The sequence below is a fragment of the Humisphaera borealis genome (genome assembly GCF_015169395.1).
Lineage (GTDB): Bacteria > Planctomycetota > Phycisphaerae > Tepidisphaerales > Tepidisphaeraceae > Humisphaera > Humisphaera borealis.
Window position 1 is genome coordinate 333,958 of sequence record NZ_CP063458.1, and the last position, 22,666, is coordinate 356,623.

At 64.2% G+C, this 22,666-nt stretch carries 16 protein-coding genes; 5 read left to right on the plus strand and 11 right to left on the minus strand.

Annotated elements, in window-relative coordinates:
- Positions 1–2: 2 nt before the first annotated feature.
- The 5 genes from IPV69_RS01375 to IPV69_RS01395 all read right to left on the minus strand — a co-directional run bounded on the left by IPV69_RS01375 (position 3) and on the right by IPV69_RS01395 (position 8,869).
- The gene (locus tag IPV69_RS01375; RefSeq protein WP_206293120.1) at positions 3–1,229 is read right to left on the minus strand and encodes a glucuronyl esterase domain-containing protein; all 1,227 of its coding nucleotides are present in this window, start codon (positions 1,227–1,229) and stop codon (positions 3–5) included.
- Positions 1,230–1,403: 174 nt separating this feature from the next.
- A complete protein-coding gene (locus IPV69_RS01380; protein WP_206293121.1) occupies positions 1,404–4,664 on the minus strand; it encodes a carbohydrate-binding domain-containing protein in 3,261 nt (1,086 codons plus the stop codon).
- A gap of 112 nt (positions 4,665–4,776) precedes the next feature.
- On the minus strand, positions 4,777–6,405 hold the full coding sequence (locus IPV69_RS01385) for a right-handed parallel beta-helix repeat-containing protein (RefSeq protein ID WP_206293122.1): 1,629 nt from the start codon (positions 6,403–6,405) through the stop codon (positions 4,777–4,779).
- A 296-nt stretch (positions 6,406–6,701) separates the two neighbouring features.
- Complete coding sequence (locus IPV69_RS01390; RefSeq protein ID WP_206293123.1) at positions 6,702–8,315, minus strand: phytoene desaturase family protein; 1,614 nt, start codon at positions 8,313–8,315, stop codon at positions 6,702–6,704.
- Positions 8,316–8,353: 38 nt separating this feature from the next.
- Entirely contained in the window at positions 8,354–8,869 is a 516-nt protein-coding gene (locus IPV69_RS01395) for a ribosomal protein L7/L12 (RefSeq protein WP_206293124.1), read from the minus strand.
- A gap of 178 nt (positions 8,870–9,047) precedes the next feature.
- Here IPV69_RS01395 and lipB point away from each other — a divergent pair, with 178 nt between their 5' ends.
- On the plus strand, positions 9,048–9,758 hold the full coding sequence (gene lipB / locus IPV69_RS01400) for a lipoyl(octanoyl) transferase LipB (protein ID WP_206293125.1): 711 nt from the start codon (positions 9,048–9,050) through the stop codon (positions 9,756–9,758).
- 25 nt (positions 9,759–9,783) lie between these two features.
- On the opposite strand, the gene IPV69_RS01405 is transcribed toward lipB, so the two are convergent.
- The gene (locus IPV69_RS01405; protein WP_206293126.1) at positions 9,784–11,673 is read right to left on the minus strand and encodes a heparinase II/III domain-containing protein; all 1,890 of its coding nucleotides are present in this window, start codon (positions 11,671–11,673) and stop codon (positions 9,784–9,786) included.
- A gap of 191 nt (positions 11,674–11,864) precedes the next feature.
- Here IPV69_RS01405 and IPV69_RS01410 point away from each other — a divergent pair, with 191 nt between their 5' ends.
- Positions 11,865–14,786 carry a hypothetical protein gene (locus tag IPV69_RS01410; protein WP_206293127.1) on the plus strand — a complete coding sequence of 974 codons (2,922 nt, stop codon included), beginning with the start codon at positions 11,865–11,867 and terminating at the stop codon, positions 14,784–14,786.
- Positions 14,787–14,809: 23 nt separating this feature from the next.
- The gene (locus IPV69_RS01415; protein ID WP_206293128.1) at positions 14,810–15,970 is read left to right on the plus strand and encodes an FIST signal transduction protein; all 1,161 of its coding nucleotides are present in this window, start codon (positions 14,810–14,812) and stop codon (positions 15,968–15,970) included.
- Between the two features lie 172 nt (positions 15,971–16,142).
- On the opposite strand, the gene IPV69_RS01420 is transcribed toward IPV69_RS01415, so the two are convergent.
- Positions 16,143–17,264 (minus strand): pyridoxal phosphate-dependent aminotransferase, encoded by a 1,122-nt coding sequence (locus tag IPV69_RS01420; protein ID WP_206293129.1) that lies wholly within the window; start codon positions 17,262–17,264, stop codon positions 16,143–16,145.
- 180 nt (positions 17,265–17,444) lie between these two features.
- Positions 17,445–17,798 (minus strand): small basic protein, encoded by a 354-nt coding sequence (locus IPV69_RS01425; RefSeq protein WP_206293130.1) that lies wholly within the window; start codon positions 17,796–17,798, stop codon positions 17,445–17,447.
- A 269-nt stretch (positions 17,799–18,067) separates the two neighbouring features.
- On the opposite strand from IPV69_RS01425, the gene IPV69_RS01430 reads away from it, so the two are divergent.
- Positions 18,068–18,895 carry a hypothetical protein gene (locus IPV69_RS01430; RefSeq protein WP_206293131.1) on the plus strand — a complete coding sequence of 276 codons (828 nt, stop codon included), beginning with the start codon at positions 18,068–18,070 and terminating at the stop codon, positions 18,893–18,895.
- A 68-nt stretch (positions 18,896–18,963) separates the two neighbouring features.
- On the opposite strand, the gene IPV69_RS01435 is transcribed toward IPV69_RS01430, so the two are convergent.
- Complete coding sequence (locus tag IPV69_RS01435; protein ID WP_206293132.1) at positions 18,964–21,309, minus strand: protein-disulfide reductase DsbD; 2,346 nt, start codon at positions 21,307–21,309, stop codon at positions 18,964–18,966.
- Positions 21,310–21,425: 116 nt separating this feature from the next.
- Here IPV69_RS01435 and IPV69_RS01440 point away from each other — a divergent pair, with 116 nt between their 5' ends.
- Positions 21,426–21,863: an RrF2 family transcriptional regulator gene (locus IPV69_RS01440; RefSeq protein WP_206293133.1), complete on the plus strand. Its 438-nt coding sequence runs from the start codon at positions 21,426–21,428 to the stop codon at positions 21,861–21,863.
- Between the two features lie 171 nt (positions 21,864–22,034).
- Here IPV69_RS01440 and IPV69_RS01445 read toward each other — a convergent pair whose 3' ends face one another.
- Positions 22,035–22,382 (minus strand): hypothetical protein, encoded by a 348-nt coding sequence (locus tag IPV69_RS01445; protein ID WP_206293134.1) that lies wholly within the window; start codon positions 22,380–22,382, stop codon positions 22,035–22,037.
- An 89-nt stretch (positions 22,383–22,471) separates the two neighbouring features.
- Complete coding sequence (locus IPV69_RS01450; protein WP_206293135.1) at positions 22,472–22,654, minus strand: DUF1328 family protein; 183 nt, start codon at positions 22,652–22,654, stop codon at positions 22,472–22,474.
- Positions 22,655–22,666 lie beyond the last annotated feature (12 nt).

Genomic DNA, 22,666 nt, shown 5'->3' on the forward strand with positions numbered 1-22,666 from the left:
CTCTACTTCGCCGGTGCCTTCCACGACCAGGGCTTGGGGGCTTCGGGGAATGCGAGGTTGTTGAACTTCCGCTCGACCTTCTTCCCGTTGAATAACTGGTCGGCGAAGTCCATCAGGGTGGACCAGTCTTCGAAGTTCTGCTCGTGCTTTCCTTCCCGATAGTGAATTGCGATCTTGTCGCCGGCGCCCAGGTAGTCGTAGACCTCTCTCGCAGCGGCGTAGGTCACCTGCGAGCCTTCGGGGTTGGCCCAGAGGTCGCCGAGTGCTTCGCACGTCAGCAGTGCGCGCGGTGCGAAAGCGGCCTTGACGCTGTGCTGGTCGATCGGCAGGCGATCGATCTTGCCGATGAAATCGGTGAACTGAGGCTGGAACCAGTAAGGGAAGCTCTTGGTGATGTTCTCGATCGCCTCGCTCTTGGGGGCCTGATAGCGGTAGCAGCCCGCGCCGCCGCAGCCAGAGTTGTTGGGAACGGTCAGAGCGATGCGGTCGTCCATCAGCCCGGCGACGATGGTCGTCTTGCCGCCGCGCGAATGACCGGTGACGACGATCTTCGCCTTGTCGACGTCTTCGTGTTTCATCAGCACGTCGATGACGCGATGGTAGCCCCAGGCCCAGAACGCGGTGGCCGAGGCGTCAAGGTCGGGATAGGCGACGTACCCCGGGCCATTGCGATCGCCCTTCTTGTCGGGAACGATCTCGGTGCGATCGAAGTCGGCCAGGATGTAGCCGCGGCGAGCAATCTCGGCAGCGATCTCCGGTTTGACGCGCCCCCAGCACAGGTCGCCTCGCACGACCACCGGGAACGGCCCCTTGCCCGGCGGAAGCGTCAGCATCAAATGGAAGGGCACCTGCCGGGCGGTGTCATTCTCGGGCCCGACGGTGATCAGATAACTGACGACCTTGGTGCCGGCGGGATAGTCGATCTTCGGTTCCGGTTCGTCCTTCTTGTCGGCGTTGGACCCGCTTCGCTTCGGAGGAATGTAGGCCGGATCTTCCTTCACACGCACCTGGCCGGCAGGCGGAACGGGGGGAAGCGTGCCGTACTGATAGGTCTGGATCAGCTTCTTGAGCTCCTCCCGCCGGCGCGGCCAATCATCGGGCGACTTCACGCGTGAGCCATCGACGAACAGGAACGGATCAGGCAGTTCTTTGATGCTCGGCAACTCATCGACTGGTGTCCGCGTGGTTACGCCGATGCCGGCGGCGCGGGGTGGTTCTTCTTTAGCCATGATCGATGTCGCTGCGAGAGATGAAACGGCCAATATCGAGAGAATGGTGCGGCGGTTCATGCCGAAAGCATCGCCGGACGGCGGGGGGTGTTGCAAGGGGAAGAGGCGGAGTGTCGAAGAGCCAGTGTAAGAGGCAATTCGATCGTCCGTCGATTTCGTCTCCGAGTCTCTCCGTCACCTATAGACCCGATCCTTGTCGTCCTTCCGGATTGAATCGAGCAGGTCGTCGAAGATGTGGTCGCGATCGCCGTCGCGGGCGAAGATCGAATCGGAGCCGCCGCGGCCGTCGATGGTGTCGTGCCCGCGGCCGCCGGTGATGCTGCCGTTTCCACCGTCGCCGACGATAAGGTCGTCACCGTCGTCACCGAAAAGAGAGGTGATCCATCCACCGGTGTCGTGGGCCTGAATGCTGTCGTTGCCGCCGTTGCCGTGGACGGTGATGGTTTCGCCGTTCTTGTAGTCCAGGAGGAACTGCGCGCCGTTGAACTTGACCAGCACGCGTGGGCCGTCCTTGCCGATTCGGCGGGTGAAGAAGATGTCATCTGCTGCGGCGGTGCCTTGAATGACGATGCCGTCCTGACCGGCGCCCAGGTCGAGGCTGTCGCCCGGTTGGGCGGTGGCGATGTCCTTGCCGGCGCCGCCGAGGATGACATCGGCGGCGAGGCCGCCGGTCATGTCGTCGTTACCATCGCCGCCGTCAATGGTGACGGGGATCGTCAGCCCGGTCGCCTGCACGAGGTCATCTCCGCCGCCGGCGTTGATCACGACGCTGCCAACGCCGGCCTTGGCGAACGCTGGTCCGGCCTGGCTGCCATTGATCGTGACGACGACGTTACCGGCCAGTTCTGTGACAGTGATGACGTCGCGGTTGTCAGACCCGTTGACGGTCAGCGACCGGATGCCTCTCCGCAAATCAAAGTCTGCCGCGACTTTGGGTATTGCTACTTCGAACGTGCCCAGAATCCTAGGCGCGATCGCAACGCCGGTGACGTCGGCGATCTGATTTCCCAGCAATTGCACGGTGTAGATGCCGTTGTCGGTCGGATCCCAATTGCCGCCCTTGGGAGCGAGTGCGTAGGTTGCAAGCAACTCCACGGCATTCTTCGGAGTGCTCTTTGAAACCAGCGTCACCGGAACAACGACGCCGCCTGGGCCGACGACCCTGATGTCCTGCGCATCGATCATCCCCGCATTGATGGCGGCGTTATCGCGGTATAAGACGGTCAAGCTCGTGCCGGGCGTGATCGTCTCGATCTCGTGCACGGGCGACATCTTCGCCAGTGGGGCGGACTGTCGGGTAAGCGAGAATGAGTCGATCCGCGGCGACGAGCCCACGCCACTCGGCGCGACGTCGAACACCACCTTCACGGCATGCTGGCCGGCGGTGAGCGACTTCGAGAAAAGCACGACCGTCTGGTAGTCAGGTTTGGGGCCGGCCGTCACTGGAAGGTTCAGCGTTCCGCTGACGTTCACCCCGTCGATCTCCACATGGAACTTGCCGCCGGCCTGACCGTTGCTCAGACGCAGCGCGAACTCGTGGATGCCGGTTGATGCGAGGTTGACCGTGTATCGCAAGAACTCGCCGGCCTGCAGACCGACCACGTCGAACCCGGTGGCCTGGTCGAGACTCCTGGCGATGTCGACGTCGGTCACACGGTATTGGCCGGCGCTGTTGCCGGCGGAGTTGTCTTTCCAGCCGAAATCCCTGGCCATATCGAAGTTCTCGGCTTCGACCAGAGCGCCGGGAATCGGCTTGCCGTTGTAGGGAATCTGCGGGAAGAAGAAGCTGCTCGCGCCGCTGAAGCCTTGGATGTTCCGCCCGAACGGATCAAAAATCGCGGCCTTGGGGGCTCCGCCGCTGGGGTTGACGAAAAAGTGAATGTCCCAGATCCGTTCATGCCACGGCGGAGGGACGAGGCGATCGGGCGGTGTGTGGATGACCTTCGAGCCTCTTGGCACGTCATTGGCAGGCGGCGTGGGCTCGAACGTGCCACCGACGATGTGATGAAAGCCGGCTTCGTGCACCAGCCAGGCGTCGGCGGGGAAGCCGGCAAAGGTGGGAATCGTTGCAGGGTCGTAGTCGCTGCCGTAGCCCCAGGAAATCAGTGTGTAAGGAAAGTCGGCAAAGGCATCGGTCGGATCCCGGCCGGCCTTGGGCGCGTAAAGCAGGACATCAGGCCGTCCCAACTCAGAGACGTCGTTGTTGTTGATGTCCCGGGCGAACGCGACGCCCATGCCGTTAAAGCTGTTGAAGTTGTGGGTCGGCACATACCCCTTGCCGAGCAACCGGCCGACGCCCACCTGGCTGTCGAGGATCGTCAGGTCGCCGAGGAAGTTTCGCACGCGAACTTCGTCCTGCACCATCGCTTCGGTGAAGTCGGCGGGGCTGTTGATGTCGATGTAATCGGGTTTGCCGTCCTGATCGCTATCGGCGAGGTTCCCGATGTGCGGGTGGACGTTGATGATCCCGGGCGCATCGATCTTTTTCTTGCCGCTTCCGTTGGCGTTCATCACGAACACCTTCTGTGGCCCGGCCAGTAGAAGTGGACCGCCGACCGCTTTGAAATAGGCGATCTTGGTGCCGTCGGGCGACCAGCTCGGATCGCCGCCGCCGCCAATGTGCAGGAAGCTGTCGTCGATGGTGAGGTTAGGTCCGTAGGCACCGGTGGCGGCGTTAACCTTGTAGACGTCGCCGAACGGCAGCGTGTGCTCTTTTTCCGACGTGATGAGCAGTTGCGTATCGCCGGGCCCCCAAACGGCATCGTGTTCTTCGGCCTCCAGCCCGGCTACCAGGCGATTGCCGGTGCCGTCGGCGTTGATGATGTAGATATCTTTCTCGGCGTCGAAGACGCCGAGGACGCCGCCGTCGAGAATCTTTGTGTACGCCAGTCGCGTACCGGCGCGGCTCCAGGCGGGTTCGTTCTCGGCCTCTGGCGCGGACGTCAGCCGACTGAGGCCGGTGCCATCGGCGTTCATGATCCAGATGTCGAGGTTGCCGGCGCGGTCCGATGCGAAGGCGATCTTGGAGCCGTCCGGGGAGAAGACCGGTTCGGTGTCGATACCGGGCGAGTTCGTCAGCCGACGAATGTTGGTCCCGTCAACGTTCATGATCGCCAGCTCGAAGTTGTTCGTCTGGCCTGGGTCCTGGAAGCGGCTGGTGGTGAAGACGATCTGTTTTCCGTCCGGAGAGAACGACGGATGGTCATCAGGCAGATTCAGGCCATGGCCGGAAAACTCGAAGTTGTCCGTCTGGCTCGTGGTGATCTGCTTCATGTCGGAGCCGTCGAGCCGGCTGACAAAGATGCCGCCACGACTTCCACCGAAGTCACCGACGATGAGTCCGGCGGCCCAGGTCAGCAGGGCGTCGGCAGCCATGAGGCGACGGCGTTCGAGGGGCTCGACGGCAATCGCGCGAAAGCCCGGTGACATGTTCATTTCGACCTCCACCGGCAAACTAACTCCGTGCAACATCAGCCGCAAAAGAAATTGCGGGAAATTGTGGAGGCCGGCGTGTGGTCGTTGAGATCAGATGGGGTGCGAGCGTTCGCTACTTGGCCGTAAAGCCTGCCTTCATGTAATCGACGATCGTCTTGGCCAGGTAACTCACGTTCCACGCCGACTTACCCAGCGTGCGGGCGAGGCTGACGTAGGTCTGGTTGGTGCCCCCGACCGACTTGCCCGGCGTGCGGCTTGCATCGACGTAGGTGATCGTCTTCCGGATGCCGCCGGGGTTGGTCGCGGCCTTGTTCAGCACCTTGGTCGTGAAGAAGTTGTTGGAGTAGCTGCCGGCCATCGAGCTTCGAATGATCGCGTTGTAGGTCGCGATGTTCTGGAAGTGGTTGTTGGAGACGTTGAGGTTGTTCAGCGCCTTCTGCCCGGTGCCCGGTGCCATGCCGGCATTGACCCAGAAGCCGATGCTCCAGTTGTAGACCACGTTGTTGGAGATCGTCAGGTCGTTGATGCCAACGGCCTGCGAGGCGTTGTCGTTGCCGGAGCCGACGGCGAGGGTGATCGCCGGGAGCTTGGCCAGGGGGTCGCCGTTGGCGATGACGTTGCCGCTGATAAGGGTGCCGCCGCGCTTGACGTTGCCGATTTCCATCGCGACGCCGCGGGGATTGCCGCCGATGTTGTGCGTGTCCACGAAGACGTTGTTGACCACGCGTCCGGTGACGCCGCCGGGCGTCACGGGCGAGCCGTTGACCAGGCCGAAGCTCAGGCCGGTTGCGTTATTGATAAAGACGTTGTTTTCAATGATACCGCCGCCGCGGGCCTGCAACCCATGGCTGGAGCCGTTGGAGAAGACGTTGCCGCGGGCGACCAAACCGCTGGTGGTCGAGCGGACGTAGGCGTTGTGATAATAGACTGTCGCAGACTTGCCGTTTCCCCAGCCGTTGTGATCGAAGACGTTCTCTTCAAGCGTAAGCCCGGCGACACCTTCGGCGAAGAGTCCCTGCGAGTTACGGCTGCTGCGGGAAAAGGCGTCGGTGATGATGGACCGCCGCACGGTAATGTTGGTGACGGGGCCGAAGTACTTCTGGAGCACGATGTTGTTGACGTACTTCGTGATCTCCACGTCTTCCATGAACATGTTGTTGATGGTCCCGGCAACGGCGATGCCGTCGGCGACCGCGACGCCGTCACCGATCAGCTTGATCCCCTGGATGTACAGGTTGTTGACCGGATTCTTGCTGCCGATCGCCAGGCCGTAGCTCGCCCCCGTGTTGATGACCGCGCGGGAACCGGTGCCATAGCTGCCGATGACCAGCGGCTCGGACGCGCTGTGGCCGCTCTTGCTCCAGATGCCGAAGTTGCCCGAGAAGGTCTCGCCGCGCTTGAACAACAGTTGGTCGCCCGTACCGCTGCGAAGCAGCGAGATGCCCTTGGAAATCGACTTGATCGGCGACGTGCTGGACAGCCCGGTGTTGGTGTCCTTGCCCAGGGCGCTGACATAAATGACGCGCGAGCCGTTCTCCGGCGTGACGACGGTAAAGCCGGCGGCGTCCTTGCTGACGGACAGGTGCGTGCGGGTTTCGAGCGACTCGATCATCGCCTGGGAGCGACCCTGGCCGATCCGAGAAGTGCCACGGTCGGCGACGGCTGGTTGGGCCGGCGAAACGGAACGAAAGTTGCGACCGCGCGTCAAAGAACGCGCCATCGCCGACTGAGAAATCGGCACGAAACCTCCCGGAAAGGAGCAAACACAGGATTGAAGTCTAAATCGGGCCGGGAACCAGCCGGCCCGTACAAGATCAGGAGTGACGCAGGCGAACCCGCGCTCTTGCACCCGATTGAGCGGCGGCAACTTAAGGGTCAAAGGAGGCGGATGCCATCGAAAATCTGGCCGAAAAGAAGTCTTTTTTCGCAGCCGGTCGCGGACGCCGCAGTGGCCGATAATCTGCGCAATCGGGACGGGTTATGACAGGGGATTCGATGGGGATCGAGGCTGTCGGAGTTCGAAATGGTCGCCTTCGCTCAGCCGTCCAAGTCCTCCATCACCATCTCACTGGCGATCTTACCCGACAGCGCCACCAGCGGCAGCCCGCCGCCAGGGTGCGTCGCGCCGCCGGCGAAGTAGAGCCGTTCGACATCCTTGTCCCGGTTCGGCGGGCGCAGGAAGGCATCCTTCAGGTTGTTGCTACCGATGCCGTAGATGCTGCCGGCGTTCGCGTTGTACAGCGACTTCAGATCGGCCGGCGAGATCTGCCGCTCGACGACGATCCGCTTGTTTAGATCCTTCAGCCCCCAGGCGTGCTCCAGCGAGTTGATCAACTGATCGCGGTAGCGCGGGCCACGCGTCGACCAGTCAATTGTCCCATCGATCGGCGGGGCGGACGCCAGGACGAACAGGTTCTCACAGTCGTCAGGGGCCTGCGATGCGTCGGTGCGTGTCGTCGCGCAGACGTAGATCGCCGGGTCGCGCGGCACGGTGCGGGTGTGGAACATCGACACCACGTCGCTGCGGTAGTCGGCGGGCATGAACTTGTTGTGATGCGCGAGCTGCGGATAGGTCCCCTCGACGCCCAGCAGAAGCGCCAGGCCCGATCCCCCGGCTTCCAGTTTGTTCAGCGTTTTGTCGGCGTACTTTCGGCGGTAGCGGGATTCGATCAGCGAACGGTAGCTGTAAACGACGTCGGCGTTACAGACGACGGCATCGGCGCGAATCGCTTCGCCATCGGCGAGTCGGACACCCGCGGCCCGTCCGATGCGCCTGGACTTCGCGCCGGCGGTCGGCGGCTCGATCAGCACCTGGTCCACCGGCGACGAGGTGCGGATGTCCACCCCCAGCGACTGCGCGACCTCCGCCAGCGCCTCGGCCAGCCGGTACATGCCACCCTGCGGATACCAGCCGCCGAACTGCCGCTCGGCGTGCGGAATACAAGTGAGCGTGGCCGGCGCCTTGAACGGGCTCGCGCCGCTGTACGTCGCGTATTGGTAGAGAACTTCCCGCAGACGCCGACTGCGCACGGCGCGATCGACCACCACGCTGAACCGCCTGAACATGCCGATCTGGAACGGCGTCGAGAGGAGTTTCAGGCCGACCTTGGCGCGAAACAGAGGATCGGCCGCCGCCGCCAGGGCGTCTGCCGTATCGGCTGGCGATCCCGGCCGAGGCTTCAACAACTGCTCCGGGGCCTTAAACAGAAACAACTCCGCCGACAGGTCCCAGATGCGTTTGCCTTCGGCGGCGAAGGCGCGGTAGCCGGCGACATCGTCGGGGGCGATCTTGCGCAGCTCCTGCTCCAGGGCGTCGTCGTCGTTGCGAAGCTCGAACGTCGTCCCGTCGCCCCAGATGTAACGGGCGATCGGGTCGAGCCGCTGCAGAGTCAGGTGGTTGCTCAGCCGTGTACCGGCGGCTTCAAAGAGCTGCTCGAAGACGAACGGCAATGTGAGCAAACTCGGGCCGGTGTCGAAGCGAAAGGAGCGATCGGCAGGGCGGCCGGGATGCGGAAGCTCTCTCAAGTTGAGCTTGCCGCCAATGCGATCGTTCTTTTCCAGCAGCGTGACGCGCAGGCCCTTGGCGGCCAGGCGGATCGCCGCCGACAACCCGCCGACCCCGCCGCCGATGACGATGACCTGTTTGCTCATGGGCTGCTGATGATAGGCGGCGGCGAGACGATGCGCTCTCATCCGCCGCCGACGTGAACCGCCAGAGACTTCAACACCCCCAGCGACCTGAATACCAGCAGCGTCGTAACCGCTGCCAGCATCACGGCAACCAGAAGCATGCCGAAGCAGCCGCGTTTCGATTGCATCGCCGCGCGTTGCTCCAATGTGCTGTACGTTCCGGGCTCGGCGGCGAGTTGTTCCACGCGCGACTTGGCTTCGGCCAGGCCGTCGCCGGTCTTCTCCCGCCAGACCTTGATCGCCTCGATCTTGCGGCCGGCACGCACCATTGCGGCGAGTTGCCGCCGGGTGGATTCGTCCACGCCGCCGGATGGGTCTGAAGTGCGGAAGACGCCCTGTGTGCCCGGCGACAGGTCAGATGGAAGTCCGCCGGCTTCCATCGCCTCGACGGCGTCCTTGGCTTCCTTCAGGCCGCTGTGGGTGAACTCTCGATAGAGCTTGATCGCCTGAATCTTCCGCTCGGCGCGAATCTCGACGGCGATCTGTCGCTGCTGTTCGGGGGTGAGTTGGCGCAAAGGCGTCCTCCAGGGCAGTTGACGAAAGCGGAACGGGGCCGCCGACGCACCGGCCTCCAGCACGCGATCCAGACCCAAGGGCAAGGGGGGCGGTGCTTCGACCTTCATGCTACCGGCCCGGCTCAGGTTTGGGCATGGTTACGAACTCTCGCCAATTTGTGCATAGAATCGTCGATCAATGCTCGTGACCGATCTCGGCCAACTCGCCTACCGCCCCGCGTGGGAACTGCAGGAGCAGGCACATGCCCGTGTGCTGGCTGGCGGTGAAGAGGAACTTCTGCTCGTCGAGCACTTGCCGGTCATCACCCTCGGCCGGCGCGGCAGCGTGGAAGGGTCGGAGATGGCCCGCAATCTGCTAGCCTCACCGGAGTCGCTGGCGGCGGCGGGGGTGGAGGTCGTCCAGTCCGACCGCGGCGGCGACATCACCTTCCATGGTCCCGGCCAGGTCGTCGCCTACCCGATCGTCCGGCTGAACGACCACCGGATGAGCGTCGGGGCTTACGTTCGTCGGCTTGAGCAAGCCGTCATCGACACGTTCGCCGACCTGCGGATTTCTGCCCGCCGGGAAGAGGGTGCCGTCGGCATCTGGGTCGATGACGCCACCTCCGGCCAGGCGGCGAAGATCTGCGCCGTCGGCGTACGTATCAAGCGGGGCATCTCGCTGCACGGCATAGCGCTGAACGTGACGACCGATCTCGACTACTTCAATCTGATCGTCCCCTGCGGCCTGGCGGGCAGGCCGGTGACGAGCGTGCGGCATGTGCTCGGCTCGAACACAACGGCTGACGCTATAGCGCTGTTCGCCGAGGCACGCAACGCACTTACCCGGCGACTGGTGCAGACGTTTGCACACAAGGCAACGTCCGTCGCACACACCGACGACGCCTAACGCGGCTGCTTCTGTATTCTCGATGTCACGGAATGACGCCGGGCGCCGCGCGGATGCAAAGCCGTCCCACGCTGGCCGGCGGTGTTTTCACGCGAATCAGAATGCGACTGAGTCCGGGGTTCGGAGAATCCCAGGCCTTCCGTGGCTTCGAGACATCCTCCACGTCGACCGTCGCGCCTTGCCCCTCGAGGATACGGAGACGCATCGTCCTGCCATCCTGCCGAAGGATGGCCCCGTCGGCGGTCACGGTTACCTGCGCGCGGGTCAGCCACTGCCAGGCGACTTGCGTCGCATTCGCGCCTGTTGTCCACTCGTCGGCGATCGTCACTGATCGGTCGGGGTGGAGCACAAATTGCCGCTGAGCGCGGGCAACCCGCTCGCAAACCACGGGGGACAGGTCCACCAGGTAGCCGACGCCGTCGCCGCCAGGCGGCAACGGGCGGATGTCCGCTTTGGCCTCCACAAGTTGCGGGGCGTCGTCAAAACGAAGCAGGTTATGGCTCTCTGGCCCGCAGCGGAAAATGCTCCACCGCCTGCCGTTCTGCTTCGTCCCGAAGAGGTCGGCGTTCGGCAAGCCGTTGGCCCGAGCGTGCGGATAGCTTTCTCGCCCCAGGTCGACCGCCCAGCGCACGCCATCGGCCTCGAGGACGAACGAGCCGACGTCCATGTGCGCGTGTGAATCGTCTGCGCGGCCGGCCTTGATGCCGACGAACGTGGCGTGCGGGTCGTTCCACGCCGACCGCATCACGGCCTGCGGCTGCGAGCCGCCCTGGCTCCACCAGGTCAACGGACGAGTGCTACCCTTTGCCGTGGCGAGGGCCGGGTCGTACCAGATCAGGGCAAGTGGCAACATTCGGCTGGCATCGCCGCGCGGCGCACCCGCGGCGATGGCTTCGGCAAGCGCACTGAGATTGGCGAGTTCCCGCTGGAGTAAGTCGCCACGCCGCAACTCGCGAGCGAACCAGAACATCACCGGTTCGAAACTGACTTCTGAACCGTTGTCGGCAAAGTTGTACAACTGCCCGGTCGGGCCGGTCATCTGGAGCGTGTAGTCGGCCGTTTGCGGAAATCCGGGGGCGCGTTCGAGATCGCTCGAACTGCCCAGGGCTGTGCGCAATGCATCGGCTGTCAGTGCGTAGAACGTGGTTCCATAGGCCCAGTAATCCGGACCCTCCGAGTAGGCCCCGGCGGGCGCGTAGAGCTCGGCGTAGCGTGGCAGGTGTTTCATCGCGCGGGCGACGATCTGCCGGGCAAGAGCCGGTTCTTGGTCGGCTACGATCAGTGCGGCCGCGACAAGGCCGCCGTGACACACGGCGGTCCAGTTATTGCTGCCGCTGACCCAGGTTTTGTCCTCGCTCACCAGCAGCGACGGGCGCAACGCCTTGTCGATGAGGGCGACGGCGAAGTATTGGCGCTCCAGCGGGGTTAGCGCGTCATGCAGCCAGTCCAGCCCCGTGGCCATGCCCAGTGCGCCCTCGGCGGTGTCCAGAAAGTGCTGCGGATACCAGTTCGGCAATTCGGCCAGGGTTCGCATCTCGAGCTTTGCCCGGGCGAGAAAGCGGGCATCGCCGGTCAGTCGATAGGTCATCGCCAGGGCGAGAATCCGCCCCTGCGCCTGCCGCATGGGGCCGTGCCAGAACGCACCCTTATCCACGTAAGCGACGGGCGGTTGGTCGATCAATCGCTCGGCCGTGTCGCGCACGACGCCGAAGATCTGCCGCGAGACTGGATCACTCGTGATCTGCTGCTTCAATGCCGCCCAACGCGCGGCATCGGCAAAGAGCCTTGACTGCTTCGCCAGGCTGGTCCAATCGTCGGCTGGTGTCTTTGCCGGGTTGGCACGTCCGCAGCCGGAGAAGGCAAATAACATTGCCGCCAGCAGGGAACAACCGACCCTGGTTTGCATTCGTGCCATAGTCGACTTTCAGGTATTCACATGGGGCGATCGATGTCCTTGCCGCCGGTGGTGGTTCCGTCGCTCGCGATTCTACCGTGGTTCATGTCGTTGACGGTCGATATCCTCTCAGCAATCGCCTTCTGGGTGTTGGACCCGACATCGTTGGTTTGGTCATCCTTCGGTCGCCTGCCGTAGACTTGCTGCCTGATATGACACGTTCCCTGACATTGCTCATCTCACTGGTGATCCCGCTCGTCAGCATGGCCGACACGCCGGCGCGACCCCAGGCGAAGGACTTGTCGGCTGCGATCAAGAAGGTGACCGACGAACTCGCAGCTTATCGAGCGGCGGCCGATACCCTCGCTCCACGCGATGCCGCCACCCAGTGGCTGACGCTGTACGACCGCACGTCGGCGGTCTGGCTGCAGGGACGCAGCGGATCGGCTGCGGTCCGCAAGCGGGTGGAAGAGGTGCACCGCGACTTTCTGGCATCGCTCCCGCCGCCGGCAACCTGGCGGGAACTGTCGGCGCAGATCGACGCCCGACCCGCCCCCGCTGACGCTGACGGGAGTGTTCGCTATAGCGCCCTGCGCGTGCTGAGTCGCCTGCTTGCCGGCGATGGCCGCGGCCGTGAAGACGCGTTGCAGGCGCTGCGGGATGCCGTCGGCAGCGGCGACGCGGTCGCCGGTCTCGGCGCCGACGAAGACTCCGCCTCGCTCGACCAGCTCATTGGCACCCTCGCCGCAGGCCGCGGCCTCACCGAGCAGTTCGAGAAGGAACTCGAACTCCTCGGCCCCGACCCCGATCAGACAATCGCAATACCCGACCTTTACCGGCAGGCGAATCCGGCGAATGCCGAAGCCATGCTCAAGGCGGCGGTCGTCGGCGAAGCGCGGATTGAGCTCTCCGGCGGCGACTACACCGACCGGCGTGTACTCGACCTGGCCCGCAAGCATGTCAGCTCGATGAAGATGCCGCACTTCGAGCTTGTGCAGGATGAGGCGGCGCTGGATCTGTTCGATGAGATGGAGCGCCGTTTCCCTGACGACGCCAAAGCCGACAAGGCTCGCATTCGGCGTGGCGAGCCGCCATGGAATACGGGCACACGAGCCCTCGATCGCTATAAAGCCAGGCGGTTGCAGCTTTGCAGGCTGATCCGCGAAGGCAGGACAGACGAAGCTCAGAAGGTTCAAGCGCGGCTGATGGCCGATGATGCGATTGAGTCGACGGCGGATGACGAAGGCCTGCTTTCGTTCGATATCCTGCTCGAAGACCTCGAATGGACCGACGCACGCTTGAACACCGTCCTGGCGCTATTGAAGAAGCACCCCCAAGCGCCGCTGTGGCAGGTGGCCGGCCGGGGTGCCTTGCGTCTGGGCAAGCTTCAGAGCTGGATCGAACTCGCCGACGGCGTTCAACCTGACGTCGCCGCAACCGCCTACGACGGGACGCCCCTGCGTGATCTGGTCGTCAATGTATTGCTGCTCGCCGATCGAAACGATGACGCAATGGCACGGCTCCGGCGGTTGCCTGCGCCCGATAAGAGCACTATCGATGACATCTACTCCGCCGCTTCCCTGGCCGCACTGGGCGACCAGCGCAAATCGGAGAAGGACGTCGCGCTGGCGGTCGACTGGATGCGGCAGGCGTGGCGGCGGATGTCCAGGCAGGCGGCGTCCGGTGACGACTCGGACCAGCTCGATGCAGCCGCGGCTGCCCGGTACTTCTCAGACGCGCTGCTTCTGCAGAAAAAGGCACCTGAAGCCGCCGCGACGCTGCTCGAAGCGGCAGAGGTCTGCCGATCGCACGCAAGCCTGTCCCCGGCGCTCCTGGCCGAGGCCCTCGCGATTTACCTTGATGCGGGCAAGCCGACACAGGCGGTAGAACTACTCGATACCGCCGAGCATTGGCACGCCGACGACCTCGTGTCGCAGGTGAGCCAGCGGGCGCGCGATCGTCGGCGGTTGGGAACCGTCGCCGGTGCGGCATTGCTGCAGTCGGGGAAGCGACCGGCGGGCATCAAGGCGATCGAGTCGTCGCTTGCTTATGACGTCGATCAACCGGCGGCGTACCGTGCGCTCCTGGCCGCCGCCGCAGGCTCGGAAGATGCGATGCGCGAAGTTCTGGCCGCGTTCGGACGGATCGTTCGCTCCCGCCCGATGTCGCCGCTTCCGCTGGCCTGGAAGGCCGAACTGCTCCGTCAGGCCGGGAAGCTGGAGGCAGCGGAAGAAGCTGCCGCCGCCGCGATCGCCATGGGCGTGACGGATGAAATCGTGCTGGGTTCGAAAGACCTGTTACAGGCGCACCGGACGATGGTCGCGGTGCTGAAGGCCCAGGGTCGATCGCGCGATGCGATTGAATTCGCCGGCGCGGTCGCCGCGGCGGATCGCATTGCGGCGGCGAAAGAGTTGTCGGCCGGACCGGCGCTCAAGGCGTGCGAAGAGGCCGCCGAACTCTTCCCGGCTTGGGTGCCGCTGCGGCTGTTCCTCATGTTCGAATACATAGACCGCGGTGACACCGCCAAAGCGAAGCAGGAAGCACAGGCCGCCGTCACGCACCTGTTCAAACTCCCACTGGAACGGCTCGAGTCGCAGGCGATCGTCGGCAGTGCGATGTTGCATCCGGTGTTCCGCGCCGAGGTCGAGCGGATGGCGAAGGCCAGGCTGGAAGAAGAACCCGCCGACGCCCGCGCGAGCTACCTGCTGGGCCTTGCCCATATCGAAGCCAGCCGTGCGGCCGAGGCTTCTGTCATGCTGGCCGCCGCAACGCTGCACCAGCCGAAGTTCGCCGCCGCATGGGTGGCGCTGCGTGACTACGGCGCGACGGTCGCCGTCCGGTCTGACGCGGCGTTACACGTCGCGACGCTGCCCGGTCAGATCGGTCGAGACGAGTTCGCCCCGGCCGAGGTGATCGACCTGCGGCGGTTGTGGGACACCGTCGCCACCGTCCGCCGGTCATCGCCACCGGCGACGACGGCGATCTACCCGCTTAGTGCCAGCAAGGCTGATCCCGACGACCAGCCCAACAAGCCGGCGGCCGAATCGGCTACACCGGGCGAAGTGCTTTCGCAGACGCTGCTGTTGCAAACGCTCAGATCGCTGATGTTTCCCGGCCTGCCTGATGAGCTATGACTTCTGCGCTGTAGAATGCGGCGATGAAGTTCCTATCCGCCATCAGTGCTGCCCCCGATACCGATGACGCCGTCACCGAGGTTTTGCGGTCCTTTCAGGCGCAGGGCAACGCCGGTGCCGATGTCGCGTTCGTTTTCCTGACGGCGCATCACACGCTCGAGGCTGATCGACTGGTCGAGAAGCTCTGGCTCGAGCTCGATCCCCAATGCATGGTCGGCTGCTCCGGCGACGGCGTGCTCGGCGGCGACATGGAAATCGAACGCCAGCCCGGCCTGGCGGTGATGGTGGGGCAGTTGTCCGGCGTGCGGTTCCATCCGTTCCACATCGCCGACGACTTGGACTGGCGGCACATGCTCACCGACGAGGCGGAGCTGGCCGAGCGCGTCGGTTATGGCCCGCTGACGCGCGGCATCGTCGGCTTCGGCGATCCGTTCACCACGCCGGCCGGACAACTGCTGACGGCGCTCGATGCGGCGTGCCCCAATGCGCCGCTTGTCGGCGGGATGGCCAGCAGCGGTCGCCAGCCGGGCGAAAACATCCTGATTCGCAACGATCAGGTCCTGGAGCGGGGTTTCGTCGGCGTCAGCATCAGCGGGCCGGTCGCGGTGCAGGCGGTCGTCAGCCAGGGGTGCCGACCGATCGGTAAGCCGCTCGTCGTCACCAAGGCGAAGGAGAACATCATCGAACAGCTCGGCGGCCGACCGGCGATGGAAATGCTGCGGGAGATCGTCAACAGCCTGGGCCCGCAGGATGAAAAGCTGCTGTCCAGCGGATTGTTCATCGGACGGGCGATCAGCGAGTACCGCGATACCTTCGGCCGTGGCGACTTTCTGGTGCGCAACGTGATCGGCGTGGACGAGCAGACCGGCGCGATCGCGGCGGCGGATTTCATCCGCGTCGGGCAGACGGTGCAGTTCCACGTGAGAGATGCCGCCACCGCCGGCGAAGACCTGGCTGCGATGCTGGAAGCCCAGAAGGGCAACCCGGCGGCGGGGTCGCTGCTGTTCAGTTGCAACGGACGGGGCACCAGGCTCTTCAACACCTCCGGCCACGACATCGGCCAGGCGAAGAAGGCGATGCCGCAAACACCAGTCGCAGGCTTCTTCGCCGCCGGCGAGTTCGGCCCGGTAGGCGGGAAGAACTTCATTCACGGGCATACGGCGAGTTTTGCGATGTTTCGGTGAGGCGTGGTCTCGCAGGGCATGGGTAGGGTGGGCTTCAGCCCACCGGTGCCTGACGAAGGCGGGTTGTGTCATGTTGCGGATGCATCAATGGTAGCGGCGCCGTTCGCCGCCGACACAACCGGTCATCGAACGGCACGCGGTGGGCTGAAGCCCACCCTACCTAAGGCGACGATCACACCAATCCGCACAACACCTCACACCCCTGCGCCAGCTTCTCATCCGTCGTCGCGTAGCTGATGCGGAAGTGCGTGTCGCGCTCGCTGAAGACGCTGCCGGGGATGATCAGGACGTTGTTGTCGATCGCCTTGGTGACGAACTGCGTCGCCGTCAGGCCGGCGGGGGCCTTGGGGAAGATGTAGAACGCGCCCTGCGGCTTCTGGATCTCGAACTTGCGGCTCAGCATCTCGTACGCCATGTCGCGCTTCTTCCGGTACGCGGCGACGTAATCGGTCATTGGCACATCGAGCGCGGCCAGGGCGGCGTGCTGGAAGGGGCTGGGGGCGCAGACGAACGTGTACTGCTGCAGCTTCGTCATCTGGGCAATGATTTCCGCCGGGCCGAACGCATAGCCGAGCCGCCAGCCGGTCATTGCGTGGCTCTTGCTGAAACCGCGGAGGACGATCGTGCGATCGTAGGCGTGCGCCGCAGACGGCAACCCCCGTGCGGCGTCGTAGAGGAACGGCTCGTAGATCTCGTCCGACAGGATCAGCAAGTCGTGCTTGCGGGCGACTTCGACCGCGGATCGCACTTCCTCTTCGGTCATCACGATGCCCGTCGGGTTGCTTGGGCTGTTGAGGATGAGCAGTTTCGTCTTCGGCGTGATCGCCGCTTCGACGCGGTCGGCGTGGAAGCGGAAGTCGGGGTAGCTGTCCACGATGACCGGCTTGCCGCCGGTCAGGGTGAGCAGGTGCTTGTACATGACGAAGTAGGGATCGAGGAAGATCGCCTCGTCGCCGGGGTCCATGACGGCTTGCATCGCGAGCATCAGCCCGCCGGACACGCCGGACGTGATCAGCACCTCGCCGACGTCGCGGCCGAACTCTTTGCTCAGGTCGGCCCGCAAGCGGTCGCGGAGCGGGGCGATGCCCTGCGTCTGGGTGTAGCGGTTGTCGCCCCGGCGGATGGACGTGATCGCCATTTCCTTCGCGACATCGGGGACGTCGAAGTCGGGCAGGCCGATCGAGAAGTTGATCGGGTCCTTCATCTTCGCGGCGAGGTCGAAAACCTTGCGGATGCCCGAAGCGTCGACGCCCTTGGAGCGGGCGGAGAGAAAGTCGTTGAGGTTGCGCGGCATGATGATGGGATTGTTGTGGCGGGAGCCGATTCTGTCCACGGTAAGGAGACGCCGGGAACGCGGAGCCCCAGCTCCGCATGGTCATGCGGAGCTGGGGCTCCGCGTTCCCGGGCATAGAAGAAGCACGCAGGTGCGACGTCGTCGCGCCTGCGTGCTTCGGCTCACTAGCAATCCGGGGGATTACTTCTTCTTGGCGGCCGGGGCGGCCTTGGCGGCGGGGGCCGCCTTGCCGGCAGCGGCCTTGCCCGCAGGGGCGGCCTTGCCAGCGGCAGCCTTGGCGGCGGGAGCGGCCTTGCCACCGGCGGCCTTGCCGGCCGGGGCTGCGCCAGCCGCAGCGGCGTCGCCTTCCACCTTCTTCTCGGCCTTCACCACGGCCGCCTTGCGGTGGCCGACTTTCGGAAGGCCCAGCGGGCTGTTCTTGGTTTCGGACCACTTTTCCGCTTCCTTGAGCTTAAGGAGGCGTTCGCCACGCGTCAGGACGTTGCGATGGCGGACCAGGGTGCTTGCGCTCTTGAGGCTGCGATCAAGGGACATCGTACTTTCCTCTGAAATCTCTGGCCGATTCGCGGAAACGAACCGGGTTGCTTCCTACCTGCCGCATGCCCACTGGCGCTGTCGCCGCTTTAAGGCAAAATCGGGGCGGGGATCATACAATGCCGTGTCGGATTCGACAACACGTGCGGCGGACAAGGTTTGCAGAACCGCGCAGAATCTGATGACGGTCACCCGCTTCGCGCCCGATTGACGCCCGCAAACTCGCACGTAGACCCTTGCCGCTGCTTCGATTAGAACAACGGTCGCCCATGCCCAGCCCCGCGCCGAACCGTCGCCGACTGCCGTTGCACCCCCTGTCGGTCTGTGCAGGGGTTGCGGCGATCTTCGCCGGCAGCGGCTCTTTGCGCGGGCAGGCCCGGCCGTCGAGCCTGCCGGCAGCAACGCTTCCGTCGTCAAGTCAGCCGGCGACTGTTGCCTCGGCGCGCAGTGCCGACGCGCCACCCGCCACATCCGGTGCGACCCAGCCCGGCACCCGTCCGGCGAGCCAACCGGTCTACACCCTTGCCACCCCTCGCGAGACACTGAAATACTTCGCCGCGGCGTTGCGGGATGGCGACGTACAAAGGCTGCGGCGGGCGGTGATTTCCGGCGGCGACGCCGACGAACGCATGGTCACCGCGATTGCCGATATGGCGCGTGCTTTGGCAACGCTTCATGCCGCCGCCAAGGAAACCTATGGCCCGGACGCCGCCGCCCGTTTCACCGAAGACACCGCCGCCGGTTTCGAACAAACGCTCGCGAAGATTGACGCGGCGGAGGTGGTCATCGATCACGACGCCGCCACGGTGCGATATCCCGATGACAAGGACCATCCTTACGAGTTGCGGCGGGTGGGGGAGGAATGGAAGGTGCCTGCGACGCAGTTCACACAAGGTGTCGAGCCCCCCGTTCTCGAACGCCGCATCGGCGAACTGACGGTTCAGACCCGCATCGTGATCGACATGGCGAGAGAGATCACCACCGGCAAACACAAGTCGGCCGACGCCGCCGGTTTGGCCTGGCGGAGCAAGATGATGGCCGCGCTATCGGGAGACCTGCCCGGCAGCAGGGCGGCGACCAAGCCGAAGGGGCAGTAGGCGGTCTGCTTGCTACGCCGATTTGGGGGGAGGCCGCAACTGACGCCTGACTCCTCTCGCCAAACCCCTTACTTGAGCGAGTTGCTTAGGGAGCTGCGCCTCGGGGATGCCTTTTCAATCGCGGCTTTCAGATCGCCGACGCTGTAGAAACCGGCGAGTTGAATGGGCTCGGTGAGCGTGGGGGAATAGATGACCGTCAGGGGCACGCCTTCGGCTTTGAGCTTCTCTTTCAGCAATTGCCAGCCAGGCGCGTCCTTGGCACTCAGGTCGGCCTTGATCATCGCGACAGACTCGTCCTGCACCGTTCGCTGGATCTCGCGGTCGTTCAATACCAGTGCTTCAAGAGCGTGGCAGTTCGAGCACCAGCTTGCGGTGAACTCGACCAGCACGACCTTGTTCGAAGACTGAGCGGCGGCGAGGGCCGTCTCGCTGTAGGCCTGCCACTCGTACGGCTTCACGGCCAGCAGCTTCGCCGCATAAAACGATGGTGCCACGATCAGCAGCGCAACGATTGTGCCGGCGATCGGCGCGACGCGCGTCTTGCCGTACTGCAGGCAGCGAACGATCACGAACAGGCCGCCGGCGGCGACGATCGCGAAGATCATCCACCAGACGGCCGGCGCGCCGGTGACGCGTTCCAGCCATCCCTTGGCGAAGAAGACCGCGACGGCCAGCAGCATGAAGCCCATCGACTGCTTGACCAGTTCCGCCCAAGGCCCGGTACGGGGGAACTTGCGGGCCAGTTCCGGCAACGCCGACAGTACGACGTAAGGCGAAGCCATGCCCGCGCCGACCGTGCTCACCAGGAGCAACCCCACCACGGGCGGTTGATTGAGCGCGACAGCGATCACGCCCACAAACAGCCCGAACGTGCAAGGCGTTGATAGCGCCGCGGTCAGGATGCCGAACAGGAAGTTACCGAAGTAGGTGTCGTGTCGCGGCGTAAACATGTACGCCCCGGCGGGCAGATTGACGGTGAACACGCCGAACATGTTCGCGGCCATCGCGACGAGGATGAGCACCAGCGTGAGCGAGAACCACGGGTTGGAAAAAATCTCGCCCCATGTGAAAACCCGCAATACCACGACCAGCAATCCGAGCACGGCAAAGCTCGCGATCACCCCCAGGCTGAATACCAGGCCGAAGCTGACGCTCTTAAGGCGGTTGTGCTGCGCGGTTTCGTAGAATCCGATCGCCTTGAGCGGCAGCACCGGCAACACGCACGGAACGATGTTGAAGATGATGCCGACGACGAACGCGATGCCGAACACGGCGGGGATCGAGTAGCCGGACAGCGCATCGGCACTGCTGTTGCTCGATGCCTTGACCGCCGTCGATGTTCTCGGCGGGGCCGGCGCGGCGATCATCGCAGCGGCGGCTTCAAAGAGCTCGGGTTGGTTGGGGGCGACGGCGCCCCGGGCGTCGGCGATCGATGTTCTGACCTCGATCGGGAAATCTTCGGGGAAAAGGCAGACGCCGGCGGTGTCGCAGACCTGCACGGTGACAGTGCCCTTAACGGTGACATCCCCGGTTGCGTCGCCACTAACCTCTACCGGAACCAGGACGATCGCCCGGCCGGAGTAGATGCTGAGGGGTTTGCCATCGGCCGATGCCTTGGACTTACCCGGCGGGTACGCCGGCTCGCCGAACTTCAGCCCCTTCGTTGCCTCTATTGCGACAGTGGTCGGGATGCCGTCGCCAATCACCGGATTGGCCTGGGCGTAGAAGCCCGGGACGATATCGATGACCACAGCGAGCCTGGCAGGCTTACCGCCCTGGAGGGCGGTGGTGTCGAGCACGCCACTGACGCGGACCTTCTTGCCGTCCTTACCGGGCTCGGCCGCGGGAGGCGGCTCGGCAAGATAACCCTTGAACAGGTCGGCCTCGGAGGGTTCTGACTTTGCGTCGGCAGCGCCGATGGCGGCTTTGATCTCTATCGCCGCCTCGTCCGGCGGGAAGCAGGCCTTGTCGTCGCAGATCTGAAAGCCGAGCTTTCCCTTGATGACCGCGTCGCCGGGCTTGGCATCGGCGGCGATCTCCAGAGGGACGCGGATGATCACACGGCCGTCGTAGACGCTGAGCTTGCCCAGCGCCGGGTACTGCTTGATGTGTCCCTTGGGGAAGATGGGCTTACCGGCCGTAACTCCCTTGGGGGTTTCGAACTCGGCGGTGAAGGCGATCAGGTAATCTTCGGTCGGCGTGTTCGACTGGGCGTGGAATCCGGGCTCGATATCGAACACCACCGCCGCCATCGCCGGTACGCCGGGCTTCAACACGGTCGCGCTGACGGCGGACTTCGCGACCTTGTAACGTTGCTTGTCCTGGGCAGTGGCGGGAAGCGCTGTGAACGCCAACAGCAGGAACACGGCGGCGGATGAGAACAGGCGTCGGATGGAGCGGTCGGCGGTCGGCATGGTAAAGAGTATAGCGGACGGAGCGGCGAACTATTCGCGCACACGCCCTCGCAATGCTCGGTTGACCGCTCACGATCCAACCCTTAGATTTCCCACTGTTTTAGCAGGAGATGGATTTGAAGGTATCCAAGCGGACGGAGTACGGCGTACGGGCGATCGTTCAATTAGCCCGCCAGTGGCCTCAGAACTTCGTGCAGTCCAAGGACCTTGCCAAGAAGGAACACCTTCCCACCAAGTTCCTCGAATCGATTCTGCTTGCGCTTCGGCGGGGGGGATTCCTGGAGAGCAAGATCGGTCGCGAAGGCGGCTATAAGCTCGCCCGACCGCCTAGTGAGATCTCCGTCGGCGACATCATCCGCCGGCTTGAAGGTCGACTGGCCAACCGTGAAGGCAAGATGGGTGACAATCTTTCGCTGGGCGAAGTCGCGGTGTTTCTGCTCAATGAACGCCTGACCCGCGCGACCAACGAAGTGCTGGATGCCGTCACGCTGGAGCAACTCGTAGAGCACGTGAACAAGGCGTCGAACCAGCAGCTCGAGATGTACTACATCTGAAGCACGCTGGCCCGGCGCCTTGCGTCTGCGGCTCACGGTCGGTCAAAAAAAGTGGCGGGCGTGCCGGGCCCGACCGGTCCCAGACACACCCGCCGTACGGCGCGATCGCTCCCTTTTGGAGCGTTTCATTGCTCGCGCGTGGCGAAACATTTCATGCGCCCGCGTGGCGGCCTACCGGTGTGAACGGCGCGCCAGCAACAAGCCGCCGATCAGTACGCCGAGTCCGGCCGCAATCGCGATCGCGGCGGCGGGGTGCTTGTGCACCAGGCTCATTGCCTCCTGGGCCCGCCGGGTGGTGTAGTCGCGGGCCACGTCGTAACCGTGTGCCACTTCATCGCCTACCTTGCCGGCGGTCTTGCGGGCCGATCGCGCCGCATCGCGCAGATAGCCTGCAGCTTCCCGGCCGTGCTCGGCCATATCGTCTCGAAGATGGCCGGCCCGATCGCGGATATCGGCGACGGCGTTGGCAGCAGGGTCACGGGCCTTATCGATCACGTCTCGAACGGATGAACTCGACATTGTTGTCTCCTTGTCTTTCAAGCTTTGAATGTCGGCGTCGGCCCTACGGCCTAACGCCGACTCGCAGGACAGCACAGCACGTCAACCCATTACAGATCGATTCGCGCGCGTCTGCCGCCGGCCATTCCCGCGATCAGGGAGACGACAAACAGGACCAGGAACAGGAAGAACAGGACCTTGGCGATTCCGGCCGCGCCGGCCGCGATACCACCGAAGCCAAAGACGGCGGCAACGAGCGCCACCACGAAGAAGATGAGGGCCCAACGAAGCATGACGGACTCCTA